The sequence below is a fragment of the Steroidobacteraceae bacterium genome (genome assembly GCA_041395505.1).
In the GTDB taxonomy this organism is placed as follows: Bacteria; Pseudomonadota; Gammaproteobacteria; order Steroidobacterales; family Steroidobacteraceae; genus JAWLAG01.
Window position 1 is genome coordinate 874931 of the sequence record JAWLAG010000002.1, and the last position, 16030, is coordinate 890960.

At 59.9% G+C, this 16030-nt stretch carries 17 protein-coding genes; 4 read left to right on the top strand and 13 right to left on the bottom strand.

From position 1 onward, the window contains the following. Positions 1–7: 7 nt before the first annotated feature. The 13 genes from R3E77_16730 to R3E77_16790 form a co-directional block, all read right to left on the bottom strand. Complete coding sequence (locus R3E77_16730) at positions 8–271, bottom strand: type II toxin-antitoxin system RelE/ParE family toxin (protein ID MEZ5501064.1); 264 nt, start codon at positions 269–271, stop codon at positions 8–10. After that, entirely contained in the window at positions 258–488 is a 231-nt protein-coding gene (locus R3E77_16735; protein ID MEZ5501065.1) for a ribbon-helix-helix domain-containing protein, read from the bottom strand. The genes R3E77_16730 and R3E77_16735 overlap by 14 nt, the downstream gene beginning before the upstream one ends. Positions 489–649: 161 nt before the next feature. Then, positions 650–970: a hypothetical protein gene (locus tag R3E77_16740; protein ID MEZ5501066.1), complete on the bottom strand. Its 321-nt coding sequence runs from the start codon at positions 968–970 to the stop codon at positions 650–652. A gap of 382 nt (positions 971–1352) precedes the next feature. Then, positions 1353–1634 (bottom strand): putative addiction module antidote protein, encoded by a 282-nt coding sequence (locus R3E77_16745; GenBank protein ID MEZ5501067.1) that lies wholly within the window; start codon positions 1632–1634, stop codon positions 1353–1355. Positions 1635–1637: 3 nt separating this feature from the next. Next, on the bottom strand, positions 1638–1913 hold the full coding sequence (locus R3E77_16750) for a type II toxin-antitoxin system RelE/ParE family toxin (GenBank protein ID MEZ5501068.1): 276 nt from the start codon (positions 1911–1913) through the stop codon (positions 1638–1640). Between the two features lie 759 nt (positions 1914–2672). Continuing rightward, entirely contained in the window at positions 2673–3170 is a 498-nt protein-coding gene (locus R3E77_16755) for a hypothetical protein (GenBank protein MEZ5501069.1), read from the bottom strand. Between the two features lie 132 nt (positions 3171–3302). Beyond that, on the bottom strand, positions 3303–3719 hold the full coding sequence (locus R3E77_16760; protein ID MEZ5501070.1) for a hypothetical protein: 417 nt from the start codon (positions 3717–3719) through the stop codon (positions 3303–3305). A 100-nt stretch (positions 3720–3819) separates the two neighbouring features. Further along, on the bottom strand, positions 3820–4272 hold the full coding sequence (locus tag R3E77_16765; GenBank protein MEZ5501071.1) for a hypothetical protein: 453 nt from the start codon (positions 4270–4272) through the stop codon (positions 3820–3822). Positions 4273–5745: 1473 nt separating this feature from the next. After that, positions 5746–5931 (bottom strand): hypothetical protein, encoded by a 186-nt coding sequence (locus R3E77_16770; GenBank protein ID MEZ5501072.1) that lies wholly within the window; start codon positions 5929–5931, stop codon positions 5746–5748. A gap of 178 nt (positions 5932–6109) precedes the next feature. After that, entirely contained in the window at positions 6110–6325 is a 216-nt protein-coding gene (locus R3E77_16775) for a hypothetical protein (protein ID MEZ5501073.1), read from the bottom strand. Then, positions 6322–6645 (bottom strand): DUF4258 domain-containing protein, encoded by a 324-nt coding sequence (locus tag R3E77_16780; protein ID MEZ5501074.1) that lies wholly within the window; start codon positions 6643–6645, stop codon positions 6322–6324. The genes R3E77_16775 and R3E77_16780 overlap by 4 nt, the downstream gene beginning before the upstream one ends. A 1427-nt stretch (positions 6646–8072) precedes the next feature. Next, the gene (locus R3E77_16785) at positions 8073–8363 is read right to left on the bottom strand and encodes a hypothetical protein (GenBank protein MEZ5501075.1); all 291 of its coding nucleotides are present in this window, start codon (positions 8361–8363) and stop codon (positions 8073–8075) included. A gap of 1538 nt (positions 8364–9901) precedes the next feature. Further along, positions 9902–10333, bottom strand: a complete 432-nt coding sequence (locus R3E77_16790) for a hypothetical protein (GenBank protein MEZ5501076.1) — start codon at positions 10331–10333, stop codon at positions 9902–9904. A gap of 334 nt (positions 10334–10667) precedes the next feature. On the opposite strand from R3E77_16790, the gene R3E77_16795 reads away from it, so the two are divergent. The 4 genes from R3E77_16795 to R3E77_16810 are packed head-to-tail and all read left to right on the top strand — an operon-like array spanning position 10668 to position 16006. Beyond that, the gene (locus tag R3E77_16795) at positions 10668–11393 is read left to right on the top strand and encodes an ABC transporter ATP-binding protein (GenBank protein ID MEZ5501077.1); all 726 of its coding nucleotides are present in this window, start codon (positions 10668–10670) and stop codon (positions 11391–11393) included. Next, a complete protein-coding gene (locus R3E77_16800) occupies positions 11393–13765 on the top strand; it encodes an FtsX-like permease family protein (GenBank protein MEZ5501078.1) in 2373 nt (790 codons plus the stop codon). The genes R3E77_16795 and R3E77_16800 overlap by 1 nt, the downstream gene beginning before the upstream one ends. Next, positions 13765–14946: an efflux RND transporter periplasmic adaptor subunit gene (locus R3E77_16805; protein MEZ5501079.1), complete on the top strand. Its 1182-nt coding sequence runs from the start codon at positions 13765–13767 to the stop codon at positions 14944–14946. The genes R3E77_16800 and R3E77_16805 overlap by 1 nt, the downstream gene beginning before the upstream one ends. Then, complete coding sequence (locus R3E77_16810) at positions 14939–16006, top strand: DUF1838 family protein (protein MEZ5501080.1); 1068 nt, start codon at positions 14939–14941, stop codon at positions 16004–16006. The genes R3E77_16805 and R3E77_16810 overlap by 8 nt, the downstream gene beginning before the upstream one ends. Positions 16007–16030: the final 24 nt, after the last annotated feature.

Consider the following 16030-nt stretch of genomic DNA (forward strand, 5'->3'; position numbering starts at 1 on the left):
ATGCGGCTCATCGGTAAACCTCTCGGCGGTGCCCGATCTTGTAGATCGTCACTGTGCTGGCGGATTCGTCGATCAAATAGACGACGCGATAATTGCCCTGCCGGATGCGATAGCGATCAGAGTAGCCCGCGAGCTTCTCGGATCCGCGCGGTCGAGGGTCTGCGGCGAGAGCCTGAACTTTGGCAATGATCTTCTGGCGATCCGTCTTGGAGCCGAGCGCTGCAAGCTCCTTCCCCGCGGAAGGCTTGATCAGAAGGCTATATGAGGCCACGGCGCTTCATGCCCTGCACGAAGCTGTCAAATGACGTACTGCGCTCATTCTTGCGCTTGTTGAAGGCAGCAAGGTCAGCCGCATCCTCCGCCAGTGAGGCCCGCACGGCGTCATTGACCATATCCGAGATGGATCGATCGTTTGCTGCCGCGCGTAGCCGCAAGGCCTTGTGGACCTCTGGATCGAAATAGACCGTCGCGCGCTTCGGGGTGCTCATGGCTCTAATTGTGACGCTTTGACGTCATGACGTCAAGCAGGAGGCCTCCAGAGCCACATAACGCCCGCGCTCAGCGGCGCCGAGTGAGCGCAGCGAACGAGGGAAGCCCGGCGCGCGAAGCACGCGCCGGGCCGTCCGTTGCAGCACGTTGTTAGCGCGCATCACGGGATTTCGATCTCTACGAACGCGCCGGAAGTCAATTTGTCGAGTTCCGCAACCACCACCGCGGCGTGTCGCTCAATGCGTGGCCAGCTTGTAGTAAGGAGAACCGCGACGGCAATGCGGCGATTAGGCAGATTCTGCTGGTATTTGAGATTCTGGTCGGTCGTAACGAAGCCAGCGTAACCCGCCGACTCAGCGCGGCCAAGCAACTCGCCATTGGCAAGCGAGGACCAGCCAAGTTCAAATACGGTTGAGACCTCGTGTTTCGTCAGGTGCGCGCGAAGCGGGACAGGTGTTCCCTGATCGAATAGGAGTCGCACCTACGCAACTTGCAGCGAGCGCGCGGCGTGCTCGAGCACGACCCGAACCTGCTCAGGCGTCACCCCTGGGAACCAACGAACGAAGTCCGCAGCGGTGGCGCCATCTTCAAGATTTTGGAACAAGGCCTCAACCGGAGTTCGGGTACCACGAAACACCCAAGCACCACTGACGTGTCCAGGATTACGTTCAACCGCCGCGCATGAACTCCAGTCAATCACGACCCGATGGTACGCCCGTAAAGCCTGCGCGGCAATGCGTGCTAACGGCCGCGATCAGCGGCGGCGCACAGTCGGCACGCCGCTTGCCCACAGAGACCTGTCAACATCACTAACTGATCTTGCAGGCGGCGTGACGACGCGCGACGACCTATGCATCGCATTGTTAGGCCGCAGAAACCGTAAGCTTGACGCCGAGGCTCTGCAGTACCTTCAGCACCGTGTCGTACCGCGGCTTTGACCCCGGCGAAAGCGCCTTATAGAGACTTTCTCGACCGAGACCAGACTGCTCGGCGATAGCCGTCATACCACGTGCCTTGGCGACCTTGCCTACTGCGGACAGAAAGACGTCCGGATTCGGATCTTCGAGGGCTGCGGTCAAAAACTCGGCAATGACCTCATCATCATCGAGGTAGGCGCTGATATCGAACCGCTTGAACTTTGCCATGGCTCATTCCTCTCCAAAATCAGCCAGCGCACGGCGCGCTTTCACAATGTCCCGCGCCTGCGTTGACTTGTCGCCCCCACAGAGAAGCAGGATCAACACCCGACCCTTCTGCGCGAAGTAGATGCGGTAGCCAGGGCCAAAATGCACACGCATCTCGCGGATTCCGTCCCCAAGGTTCCGTACGTCTCCCAAGTGTCCATTCTCCATCGCTTCGAGGCGCGCAAGAATTCGGGCGCGGCCTCTACGGTCTCGGAGGTTCAGAATCCAGTCGTCGAAGATTGGAGATGACTAAAGCTGATACACCGCGATATTGTATCCATTCGGATACGCCGTGTCAACGCAGCACCAGCTCCCAACTGCGGCCTAACGTCCAAGTTCAGCGGCCGCGCGCAGGTGTATCGGCGCGCGGACTGCGAGAATAGTCCCGGCGCGCAGGACGCGCGCCCTCAGCTGACCATGGACGGTCCGCTGCAACGATTTGTTATGCGACGCTGGCACCAGTCTTAGACCCCCTGCTCCTTGGTTTGGTCTCAGGTCTTGTAGCGTAGGACTTGGCGAGAGCCTTTGCCACTCGGGTGATCAATGGGTAGGGCACGGGCTCAGAGAGCGGGAAGCGCAGATTGCCCTTGGCATTGGCGTAGGGTCGGAGTTGCTGGATTAGCTTCGCGTTACCCCGGACAGGTGGATAGATGCCAATGTGGGACTTGAATGCAGCGCAGTACATGAAGGTGCGGTCTTTAGCGAATGCCGGCATGCCGTAACTGATCTTTTCCGAGCAGCCCGGAACGTTCTTCTTGACCAGGGCCAGAACCTTTCTGACGACGAGAGCTGACCCGGGAGGGAGACCAGCCACATATTCCGCGACGGAGCGTGGCTTGGCGCGCGGCGGGACACTCATGCGGACTCATGCACGGCAATGGAACCAGTCGCATAACGATTGAGCTGAGCGGCACGCACGCCGACAGGTGAGCTTGGCACTTTATATTTCACGCGCCCGCTCCAGCGATTAGTTAGGCGAAAGGCCCGTTAGAGAGTGACTCATGGAAAGTGCTCACTCCAAGGTATCGTGAAATTCTGAACATGACCTGACGCGTGCGTCGGGCGCGGGTGGTTCTTCGCTACGACTTTCATAAGCCTTTCCAGCGCCTTTTCCGCCGACGCTTGCCTGGAGGAGCTAAACGCCTGTCCTTCATTGGCTTCGAAATGGCCCTTCTCGTTCTGGATGTGTACGCGATTTCGGAGCTTTCTCAGTTCTTCTAGATCGTCATAGATCGCACCTGAACTGCGGCCGAGCAAACTGTGCTTCCGCGCACTTGCGATGTACTTCTCGAACTTATCAATCTTCTTGCCTCGTACATGGGAGAGGACCGAGGATGCTATACCCGTCACGCCCTCCCTGGTGAAGACGTTCATCCGCATGTGAAGATCGTGAAGAATCGCCTCGCAGATCGAGCCAATGATGATTATGGCGGGCTTCCGCAATAGCCACGATTCCGAGTCTCTTGGATCACCTTGACGCGCGTAGATGTACTTCATTATGCTGAGGTTGTGGTTGATGTTGTCCCCCAGTTTGAAATCACCGATGAACCCAGCGCTTACCGTGAACACAGCTCTTTCGCCTAACGCTCTCGCTGAGCGGCGCGCCGCAGGCGCCGCGAAGTGTATGCTTTATGATTCATTCGCCCGCTCCAGCGACTTGTTAGGCAACCGCCTTATTGTTGTACCAGCGACGGCGGCAATGCCTAGTAGTAAAGCATCGCGAAGAACTAGCGACAGCCCAAATCTGGAAGAAAAGAGCCAGCTGTTATCGGCAATATCTGAAAGGATTGATACTGCAAATGGAATTAACGCCGAAGTCGCTCCGGCTAGAAGTGGCAGCGGCGGCCGAATTGCACCTACGGCAATTCCGGCGAGGATGGCTGGGAGCAGATTTCCGAACTCATCAAAGTTTGCCGTCCATGCTGGCGGGCGCCACGCCGCATCTAGATGCACAATAAACAGGCGGTCGTAAGCAAAGCCAAGAAGCCACGCAACGATGGTTCCGACGGCTACCGCAACGACAAACCTGGGTACCGCGCGGTCCACGGTTGCCTAACGCCACCGCTCAGCCGCGCCGAGCGAGCAAAGCAAGCGAGGGCAGCCCGGCGCCCGAAGCGTGCGCTGGGCCGTCGGCTGCAGCGGGTTGTCAGGTGCCACTTGGCACCACCGAAAAGTGCAACGTTGAATCAAGGCGCTCGTTGACAAAGATTTCAAACCGGTACTTCCCCAAAAACACCCCGTCGAGGAAATCGGGCCTAATGAATGCCGTAGCAGGCGGAGGATTCGACTTGATTCGCCAGGTAGGGCTAGTTTCAGTCTGCACATATTTACCGGAAGCAGTATCGCGACGATAGACGACGTAGGAAAGCAGGAATGGCGCCGCGTCTGGGGCTTCAACGCGCGCGGCAATACGAGGCATCGATCCGTCTGAGTTGAGCGGAATCATGTCTGTGATGCGGTCGACTACCAGTGGCTTCTGATCGGGCTTTGAGACTATACCGAACACAACAGAATAGCGGGCATTGACCTCAGGTTGCGGCGCGGAGGCGCACGCCGACAGGCAAAGACAAGCGATGGCTACCATGACGCGTACGTTCATGTTAGTGGCACCGAACGTCCGCGCTCAGCGGCGCGGCCGCGCCAGCGCGTTGTTAGGCGACGAGAAGATCATTGCTGTGCCGCATCAAGCGAAGCCGCGTCGAAAATCAGGCCACCAAATTTCCGAGCCACAAGGTTGTACACGCGAGCCGCAATTTGGCCAAAGACCCAAGCCCACAATACGCCAATAAGAGGATAGAGAATAGGAAACAGTAGGAACAGAATTTTGGGCGGCGCACCTGGAGCGTCGTCTGGAAACGGCGCGAGCCAAAACATTGGAACAATGAAGAGCGAGATAACTAGAAAGAACGCGCCAGTACACCACGCGAGGACTCTTGAGAAACGTGCTGGAGATATTGAGCGAAGTTCGTAAGTCACAGCTACGGTACCTCATCGTCGGATGTGGCAAGTGGTCAAAGTCGTCGCCTAACGTCTGAGCTCTGCGGCGGGTGGCTCGCCGAGGCTGATCGTGGGCACTTTATCGATGACGGCCAGCGACTTGCATACCAAGTACCACCGGCCACCCGCCCGCAGCAGCGATTTGTTAGGCGACGCTGGTTTAGCCATGCCGAGACTTTCCTTTTGAAGGGTCGCGGGGCGCGAGGACCGAATGATGATCAGTGAGCCACTTGGCTTGTTGTGGAGTGTCTGGAACGGGCATGCCGCGGGACCCGGAGATCTTGCTGAATGCTTGCTCTGGTGTGTAGCCAGCGCGCAGGAGCACAGCGGCCGCTACAAGGCTGGATCGCCCGATGCCAGCGCGGCAATGAATGACAAAGCTGCGACCCTGAGTGACTTGGACGTGCAAGCCCCACGCGAAAGTTGAGAGCTCAGCGACTGATGGAGGCACGCCTCGATCTGGAATTGGAAAGGAGTAGAACTTGATGGAGGCGGCGCTACACAACTTCGCTTCGTCTTGCAGGTCGAGGTCTCGTGCTTCTGCCGGCTCGAGCAATGAAACGACATCCGTGACGCCAAGCTGAGCCAGGCCCGAGAACTCGTCTTGAGCCCATTCCCCAGCGCGTGGCCTACCCATGATGGCAAGCCACCCGTCTCCGATCTGATCAATCTTGTAGATGACCGGAACCATGCGGCGTTGCCTAACGTCCGAGCTGAACGGCCGCGCGAGAACACTGTAGTCTTGGCACTTTATATCTCACGGTCCGCTCCAGCGATTTGTTATGTGTCATTCCCTAAAGCTGGTATCTGGTGATATCCAGGGCACCATGAAAGACACCAAGGATGTCGACATCTCGGTCATCCTTGACGAGATACACAACCCGGTAGTGGCTGTACAGCAAGATTCGAATGTTGCGCGGAGACACGCTATATCGGCTGCCTCTCTCGGGATGCTCCACCAGCGTTTGAGCTAGCTGATAAATCCCCTCGACTGTCTCGGCTGCGGCGCGAGGATTATCGGCCGCAATATATTCGTAGATTTCCGCTAACCAGCGCTCAGCTTCAGCAGTCCACCTTATTGTTGCCACGAGCGGATGCGACGCCCCATCTCTTCATTCGAGATCACCCGCTTTGCGTCAGAATCCGCGAGGCCGCGTTTGACCATTACGTGAAACGCAAGCGCCCGCACAATATCCTCGCTGGAGCTATCCTCCGGCTGATCTTGAATGAGGCGCGTCAGTTCCTCTTTTAGCGTCGACATAGGCGCATTCTCCTAGACCGCCAAATAGTGCCACACCATCGAATCTGGCGCGAATGACACATAACGCCCGTGTTCAGGGGCGCCCCGATGAAGCCACCTACGCGAGGCGCGCGCAAACTCGTCTGTCGCGCGCGCCGAGCATTCACATGCGCATCGCAGCGCCCCCTGCAACACGTAGTTAGACGGCAATCGGCGTCAGCGAAAAGACACGCGCCAGTTTGGATGCGCTCTTGACGTCACCTGCACGAAGCGCCGCCCGCACTTTATCTACCTTGAGCGCTTCGTCTACTGAGAGGTATGGAGACCAAGAACCCTCATCGTGCAGCAGCTCAACTTCCACCTCAGCGGCGAAGCTGCCCTCGTGCACAAGTTTCTTGCTATGGGTCTTTGTCATTTGCGCCTTGCAAGGAAGCCTTCCACCCACAATTGTGGATCAGGCCGATAGGCGGTAACAAGTACCGCGGGTTCAGATTTTCCTTGGGGAATGCCCCAAACGGCGTGAAATAAGTCACCTACCGCGTCAGATTCGAGCACCAGCACACTGGGACCGCGTGTAGCGTCGGGATAGTCCTCCACTACCTGAGCTGCCGCGAGGCCAGCCAGGACGTCTGCAACAAAGATGTCGTCAGCGGCGAGTTCATCATAGCCATGATTGGAAATGAGCACCTTGCCTGCGGCGACGAGTGCACGAATGCGTTTAAGTGTGGCACTCAAAGGGCGTCACTCCGCGACACGTGTCATTGCCGTCTAACGCCCGAGTTCAGCGGCGGCACGCAAGCGTCCCGGCGCAATACCGCAGGCCTGCAGATCTAGATGTCGGTCGGACGCGTGCACTTTATCGATCCCCGCCGCTGCAACGAGATGTTATGGCGCAACACACCGAAGCTTGCCGAGCAGCTCCGATCGCTGTCCCGTAGGTATGGTCTTGAGCGTTTCCGCTGTAACGTGTCCCGTCTCCGTTCTCGTTATTGTGTAAGGGCCGCTATCTCCGCGGTACCACATCAGGTAGCCACACTCATACGGAACGCTCTTGTATGAGTTCTGGAAATCAGCTGCCACATACAGTCCCGGTTCTGGCGCCTCCGCAGGATTGTCATAGACAGTAACCTTGACGATTGATATGGACAAGGGATCTCCAGCAAGCGACCGAAACGCTTGCTTCTCTCGAGTCCATGTCGCCTTGTCGGTACCAAGGACCGCTTGGCGTACTTGCGCGTATGCTTCCTCAAAGTCTCCATTTGCCAGAAGTCGGAAGTATGCCTCCGATAGATTCTTGACCTCTTCCCGAACACGCTGCATTTCCGCCGGTGAGGTGACGGTGGGCGTTCTCTTAGCAGGGGACGACTGAGACGGCGTCGCACAAGAGACTTCCTGGACGAATTTGTACGATGGCGGCTCTCGCGCAAGAAGCCCTGTTCCTAGCGCCTCTTTCGATTCAAACTTGTACTTTCCCAGCACCGGCGAAAGGCCTCGACAGACGGATGCCGCGGCCTGCGCCAGGTAGCCTCGCGCCACTCTCTCATCAAGAACTCTGTCATTGGTGAGGGTCAGTTCGTAGGCGTTCTGTTGCATCTGTCGCGCAGAGATCTCCGCAGCGCCAGCATGATCGCTCCAGAGCAAGCCCGTGACTGCTAGCGCAGCCGCGCCCACCATTGCGCCATAACGCCCGAGTTCAGCGGCCGCGCGCAGTGGTATCGGCGCGCGGACTGCGACAATCGTTCCGGCGCGCAGGACGCGCGCCTTCAGCGGACCAGGGACGGTCCGCTGCAACGATTTGTTATGCCTCTGCCGCATCACGCCTCCGATGCCGATGGGACTGAAGTCCACAACAATCTACGCCGACCTTGAGTGACGTTCAACGAAGGGCGACATAACCAGTCCGATGCCGGAACTTACTGCCGCGGGGTAGCGGCGGCGAGCGCGGGCGAATAGCTGGCTGTGGAAATGGGCGCCGCGGAAACGAAGGGACGATCGAAGGCGAAACGGCTCGGTTGATGCGGCGTCAACCGGAGCCAATCTGAACTACAGACTCTTCAGAGTTCCGAGACCGATTGCAGAGGCATAACGGCTTCGCTGAGCGCCGCGCGCACAGGTGTTTGTACGTGGCACTTTATCCCTCACGCGAGCGCTCCAGCGACGTGTTAGGTGTCAGACGGTGTTCCGGGCATACGGCGCATGAACCATTCGTCACAGAGCTTCCAGTAGTTCTTCTCCCCCGCGCCCCAACTCTGGGTCATGTTCATGAAACAGAAACCCAAGACCAGGAACGGATCCCTATTTAGCTTCGCGACGTTTGTCGCTTCTGGAGCCAATGATGTCCTCGTCATGAGCCCAAGCACGAAAACGTCGTCACCTGGCAAAAACTGGTCTGTCACCAGCGAGGCAATCCAGAAGGATTCTTGCTCTCCCGCGCCGCCCACCGCTACCTTCAAGATGGGTTGTCCTCTAGCTTCGAAATGGACTTCTTGGACTTGAACGCGAAAGGCGACCAGTTTTCCTTTCCAAGACATTAGATCTTTTCGCACTTCACGGATGGTCGCCGAATCGTTAGGCGTCTCAACTGGACGAGCTGACGCGACAGCCACGAGCAAAAGGGCAACCACAAATGCTTGAGACAGCCTACGCACAGACACCTAACGCTCGCGCTCAGCGGCCGGCCCCCGCGCTGACAGCGCGCGGCCGGCGCATCCTGTCGGGCGCGCATGGACGCGCGCCCGCGATAACGCCAAGCCGGTCCGATGCAGCGCGCTGTTAGAGCGCAACTTCATGGCTTCACTCCGTACCTGTTTGGGCCATCCGTGCCCGGCAAAGACACGAACAAGACAAAGATAACAAGATTGATCAGCGAAGCCAGCACTCGTGCATATGGCAGCTGAAACAGAAACAAACTAATGGGCGAAAGGTAACACGGTAATAGCCACCAGCCAGACAGCTCTAGGTCGTGCAGGCGCTTAATCGTCATCGCGACACCTGGCCAGATCGTAAGCGCTCCCACGACGATGAGAAAGACCGCGCCGGTTCGAAGGTCGCGAAGGCTGATCAGTCCTAGTACAAAGCCGAGAACGACGCACGGAATAGCGAGGTATACGCAATAGGAAAACCTCCCCACCCGTCCTCTGGGAGAAAGATAGAGTCGGCGGAAAAGCGCCACGGCCGCGTGCGCTCTAACGACTGAGCTCAGCGGCGGGTGGCTCGCCGAGGCTAATCATTGGCACTTTATCGATGACAGCCAACGACTTGCATGCCAAGTACCACTGGCCACCCGCCCGCTGCAGCGATTTGTTAGGCGTCACGACAAGAGCCACTGTTGGTTGAGTTCGGATGACTGACTCGCGCTTGCTCGAAATACGCCCGAAGTTGAGGCAGTACTTCGTGAAGATTGCGCACCAGATCCTTGGCGTTTCGAACGGGATGGACAAAACGGAATGCGTAAACACCCCACCTTCCTTCAGACGGTGGAAGTACAACTGGCTCAGGGTCGCCGTCAGCGTGCCACACAATGCCGGCGCGTGAACCGTCGGGTGCAACCACATACGCATCGCCCCAGGGGATAGCCTCACCTGAGTCAGAGTCTGGGCTTGTGATTACACCGAATACGAAGCCATCCTTCGCGGAGCCTCCCAGCAACGGAAAGCCATGGTAAACAGGAGACCCCTTCGGCGGAGCGAGCCACGGCGGGAGCTCAGGATTTGCTGTCTGTGCGTTTGGATCTGTGACAGCGCGTGCCGGTGGAAAAGGTTTCGCGGTCATGTGGGTCGTGACGCCTAACGCGTTGTAGATGTGCGGTCCACGGCGCATAACATTACCACCATGCTGAAATATCCAGACTGTGCGGGTGTGTAACTACCCGGGTTCTATACGAAAATGGGCTTGCGCTGTATCTATTCACAGTACTATTCGATTTGCTTGAACAGGCACCTTCCCGTGCCGGTCACGGCAACTTTCACCGTCATGCACTGCGCGCAGCCACCTACTTGGATATGGGCGGGTACGGCAGCGCGCCACAATTGAGTACCGGAAACTTGATCGGACCAAAGTCGATGAATTTGATGCAGCAGAAGACTACGATGCCCTGCTGAGTGCCGGGCACATTGGGTGTGATGATGATCCACCCGCAGGGAAACAGCGCCCCGGCATCAATCTTCTGTGCAGCGAAGGCGGCGAATGTGATTTTCTGCGGCACTTTGCTTCGCGAACGCAGCTTTTCAAGTGCGCGATCGACAGGTCTTCGAAACTCCGGCGGCACGGGCTGCGTATCGGAACACGGCTCGACCTCGAGACGAGTAATGACGCCCCGTGCAACAACCGCCGTCACCAGACGTTTGCAACACGGCGCTTTTAGATAGCCGACTTCAATCTTGTGCCGACCCCGGCTGAGGGTTGACTGATCTATAAGACGCAAGGACTTGAAGTAGACGAACTCGGCCGGCTTTACCGTAACGTTATAGCCCTGTTGGTGCGTGAACCGGAATTGATTCGATCGCCTCGTTCGCGAGCGTTTCTGTCGTGCCATGCTACACCGCTTGTTGTTGTTGCCATGAGCGTATCGCAGCACCTCTATACACTACAAGATGACACGAGGAGGTACGTTTAGGACTCATTCCAGTCCGCGCGGGATTCTCGTGAGATATACGAACTGCCGTAGAGTCGCTGGCGAATGAAACACGCAGACGCCGGGAACGCCACTGTATCGGACTTGATTTGCCCCGCGCTGACCCATCGCGCATCATGATCCTGTGAACCCTCCCGACACCGACCCACTTGCAATCTTCAGGCTTGAAGGCCTGCAGAAGCGCTACGGCACGGGGCCAGCGTCAGTGCTGGCACTGCGGGGCGTCGATCTGACGGTGCAAGCCGGCGAACTCATCGTCCTGCTTGGACCCTCCGGGTCGGGCAAATCAACGCTCCTCAATATCCTCGGCGGGCTCGATCGCCCGACGGCTGGCACAGCCTATTTTCGCGAACTCGATCTCGGTGCGGCGACCGAGCAGGCCATTACCGAATTTCGGCGGCGCAATGTCGGCTTCGTATTTCAGTTCTACAACCTGATTCCGAGCCTGACAGCGCGCGAGAACGTCGATCTCGTCACCGAGGTGGCCGACGACCCCATGCCCACGGACGAAGCGCTCGCGCTGGTGGATCTCACCGAGCGCGCCAGTCACTTTCCGGCGCAGCTCTCGGGTGGCGAACAGCAGCGTGTCGCCATCGCCCGCGCTATCGCCAAGCGCCCCACCGTGCTGCTCTGCGACGAACCCACCGGCGCACTCGACGTGCACACGGGTATCCGTGTGCTCGCCGCACTCGTCAAGGCCAATGAGTCGCTCGGTACGACCACCCTACTCATCACCCACAATGCGGACATCGCCAGGATCGGCGATCGCATCGTGCGCTTCGCGGATGGCAACATCCGGTCCATCGAATCCAATGCGACGCGGCAGTCACCGGGAGATCTGCGTTGGTGATGACATGGCTGCATGTCCTCGATCGCAAGCTGCTGCGCGATTTGTCGCGCATGAAGCTGCAAGCGGCGGCGGTCGGCGCGGTGCTCGCCTGTGGCGTGGCGCTCTTTGTCATGGCCACCGGCATGTACGGATCCCTGGCACGCGCCCGCGATGACTACTACGACAGCGGCCGGATGGCCGATCTTGCCGCGAGCGTTGTGCGCGCACCGCAGGGGCTTGAACGCGAAGTCGCGAATCTCCCGGGCGTACGGGCGATCGAGGCGCGGGTCTCCGGCGTGGGCCTGCTCGATCTGCCGGGTCGCGCCGAGCCGGTATCCGCCCGCCTCGTATCGCTGCCACCGGATCGCGCACCGCGGGTCAATGACATCGTGCTGCGGCAGGGGCGCTTGCCAAGCCCTGCGCGTGGCGGCGAGGTGCTCGTCAACGAGGCCTTTGCGGAAGCCAACGGCCTTGCACCCGGCGATTCCCTGGGTGCGCTCATTTACGGCAAGCGCCGCGAAGTGACCATTGTCGGCATTGCAAGCAGCCCGGAATTCGTGTTTGCGGTGGCACCGGGCGCGCTGCTTCCCGAACCGGAGCGTTTCGGCGTCGTCTGGATGGGCCGCGAGGCCCTGGGTCGCGCCTTCGATCTGGACGGCGCCTTCAACGATCTGGTGCTGCGTACCGACCCGGGCGCCAACCTGCGGGCCGTGGCCGCGAACGTCGACCGCGTGCTGGCGCGCGACGGTGGACGCGGCGCATACGGCCGTGACCGCATGCTCTCGGCGCAATTCCTGGCGGACGAACTGTCCTCGCTCCGTACCATGGCATCGGTGCTGCCGCCGTTCTTTCTGGCAGTCGCCGCGTTCCTGCTCAATGTGTCTCTGTCGCGGCTGGTCGCGACCGAAAGAGCCAACATCGGCCTGATGAAATCCTTCGGCTATCGCAATGCGGTGATCGCCGGACACTATGCCAAGTTCGGACTCGGCTTCGCCCTGATTGGATATGTGCTGGGCATCATCGGCGGCTATTGGGTCGGCGGCGTAGTGGCCGATATCTACGCCAAGGTGTACCGCATTCCCGGTCTCGCATTCGACGCCGGACCCGGTGTGTATCTTGCCGCCATGCTGGTCGCGCTGCTCGCGGCCCTGATCGGCTCCGCCCAGGCCGTTTGGCGCTCGACCCGTCTGCCGCCGGCGGCCGCACTGGCGCCGCCCGCACCCGCGCACTTCGGTCGGCTCGGACTTTCGGCTGAAGCCGCGACCGCGAACCTCGATGGCAAGACGCGCATGGTTGCGCGACGCATCCTGCGTTATCCGCGCCGCTCGCTCACGACGCTCGGCGGCATTGCGCTCGCCATGGCGCTGCTGGTGACGTCGCGCCACTTTCCGCTGTCGATGAATCACATCGTCAACGTCACCTTCGGCCTCGCGCAGCGCATGGATGTGATGGTGACTTTCTCGGAAGCGTCCGATGAGCGCATACTTGCGGATCTCGGCCGCCTGCCCGGAGTCCTGAAGGTGGAGCCCCTGCGCGGCGCCGAGATGATCTTCGAAGCGGGCAGCCACAGACAGCGCAATACGGTCATCGGCGTACCAGCCGATGCGTCGCTCAATCGCGTTCTCGATGAGAACCTGCGCGCCGTCGCGCCACGCAATGACGGCTTGACGCTATCGGAAAACCTCGCCAACAAACTCGGAGTAAAACTCGGCGATCACGTGCACATGCAGGCGACGGATGGACATCGCGTCGCCCTGGATCTCGCGGTAACGGCCATCGTCCGGCCCTATCTCAGCGCGCCGGCCTATATCGAGCTCGACGCACTCGGACGATTGCTCCGTGAGCCGGGACGCGTCACGGCGGCCTATCTGCTGCTCGACCGCCGGCAGCGCGAGGCCTTCGCTGCCCGTACCAAGGAACTGCCACGTATCGTATCCGTGAGCTTCACCGACAATGCCTCGGCGTCCATGCGCAAGCTTCTCAACGAAGGGAGCGGCTTCTTTGCCGGAATGTTCGTGCTGTTCTCGTCGCTGATGGCCGCTGGCGTCGCCTTCTCGGCTGCGCGCGTCACGTTTGCAGAACAGGAACGTGACCTCGCCACCATGCGCGTGCTGGGATTCAGTCGCCGCGAGGCCTCCTATGTCCTGCTGGCGGAACTCGGGGGGTTGCTGCTGCTCGCCCTGCCGGTCGGCGCCGTGATGGGTGCAGTGCTCGCACGTTGGCTCATGGCGCAGTTTGAAACAGAGCTGTTCAATTTTCCGTTCGTCACCAGTGCAGCGGCCTATGCCGTGTCGGCGTTGATCGTCTCATTGGCGGTTGCCGTGGCGACGTTGGTGGTGCGACAGGGAATCGATCGGCTCGATCTCGTGGCCGTACTCAAGGCGAGGGAATAATGGCATTGGATGAGTACAACAAACGTTCGCGGCGCATTCGCGGTGCCTGGATCGGCGCTGCCTTGGTGGTTGCACTCGTGCTCGGCTGGGGCCTGATGCCACGGCCGGCCGAGGTGGACACGGCCGTGCTGGATCGTGGCAACGTGCACGAGGATATCGTGGACGAGGGACGCACGCGCATGCACGACATCTACGTAATTTCGGCGCCCGTCTCCGGACAGCTGCTGCGCGTCGACGTGGAGCCAGGCGATCGCGTCAAGGCAGGTGACATCCTGGCGCGCATGACACAGGCTGCCGCTGGCTTTCTGGACACGCGGTCCGATCAGCAAGCCCGTGCCGCGGTCAATGCCAGCGAAGCACAACTGCGCGCAGCCGAAACGCAGCTCGAACTGGCGGGTCGCGAACACCAGCGCACGCGCGAGCTGGCCGCCCAGAACCTGGTCTCCGCGGCCGCAGTGGACAACAGCCAGGCGCAACTGGATGCAGCGCGAGCCGCGCGCGATGCGGCCAGGGCAGAATTGCAACGCGCGCGCAGTGCCCTGCAACCGCCTGGTCGCGCCGACGGCAGCAATGTTCTGGTGCGTGCACCGATCAACGGCGATGTGCTCACCGTGGCGCAGAAAAGCGAGGCCGTCGTGCCCGTCGGCACGCCCATTCTGCAGTTGGGCGATCCCACGCACATCGAGGTGGTCGCCGAATTCCTGTCGCAGGACGCCGTGCGCATGCGGCCTGGCCAGCGGGCGCAGATCGAGAACTGGGGCGGTCCGGGACTACCCGCACGCGTTGACCGCATCGAGCCGGTGGCGCACTTGAAGATTTCCGCGCTGGGTGTCGAGGAGCAGCGCACCAATGTCATCCTGCAGTTCGACGATACGGAAGCCGCGCGCCGCTTCGGTCATGACTTTCGGGTCGACGCCCGGGTCACGGTGGCGGAAGCACCCGATGCGTTGCGCGTACCGCTCGGCGCGCTGTTCCGGGATGGCGAACAATGGGCGGTCTACCGCGTTCTTGATGGCCGGGCGGAGCTGACGCACGTCGAGACGGGCATCGCCGACGCGGACTATCGCGCGGTCACAAGTGGCCTGGCCGCCGGCGATGTCGTTATCATGTTTCCGGCGGGACAGATCAGCGACGGCAAGCGCGTCAAACAACGCACAACAAACCCGGGCAACAATGAATAGCCAACTCGTTTCCGATCTCATGATCGATCGTCGTGCACTGCTGAAAGGAGCCATTGCGCTCGGCGCAAGTGCCGCGGCGCCGATGGCGCAGGCCAAAACCGTGCGCCGCTCCATCGATTACACCGATCCGGCGGACAACCTGTATGCGTTCGGCAAGATCTGGGCTGGCTACGATGAGCCTGTGATTGGCTGCTTCCATGGGTTGATGTACGCGCGCTTTGGCGACCAACGCATGATTCCGGTTTTTGGCTTCGCGGGTACGGGCGTGTTGCTGGCGCGCCAGGATGGCAACGGCGATCTTTGGCTGAAGTCCAGGGAGACCGCGTACTTTACCGACCTGCGAACCGGCGACGTACTGGAACACTGGTACAACCCATTTACAGAGCGGACGGTCGAGGTCTATCACTTCTACAATGGCGCACTCATTGGCAGGATCGGCAAGGAGATTCCACGCTTCTTCGTTGGCGGCGACAGCGATTCACCGACGCTCATGAACGAAGGCACGGCATTTCCCGACGCGCAAGGCAACTTCCCCTTCCTGTTGCCTTTCCAGTTTTTCGGCGACGACGCACTGCTCAGCTGGGACTACACGCATGAATATTCCAACCCGGTGACCGTCGAGGGTTGGCCGCGCTCATCGACGGGACCGCGAGTGTCGCCATCCGAGCACTTTACGTTCGCGGTTTCCCGGCAGGCGCTCGAGGATCGCGATCTACCCACCGTACGATCGATTGCGGGCTTCTCGCGTATTTCGCAGTTCTGGCCTTTCATGGAAATGGGCGGAACGAAATTTGCGAACGGCGCATTGTTTGGCCGCATGTTCAGCCACAAGGGCCTGAATGGCTTTGGTGACGTCCAACCCAAAGTGCTGGCATATGTCGAAAAACACGCACCGGAGATGCTCGAGATCCCCGCGGGCTGGGAGCCACAACGCGACCGACTCGAGACCTGGAAAGCTTACGCCGCGGACGTACCGCCGGAAAATCCGGACTATGACTGGCAACCGTCCAGTTTCCGGGTGCCGACCGGACGCGGTGCACGCAGCAAGCCATTGCCGTAGATCGGCCGCCAGGCAACGCTCGGC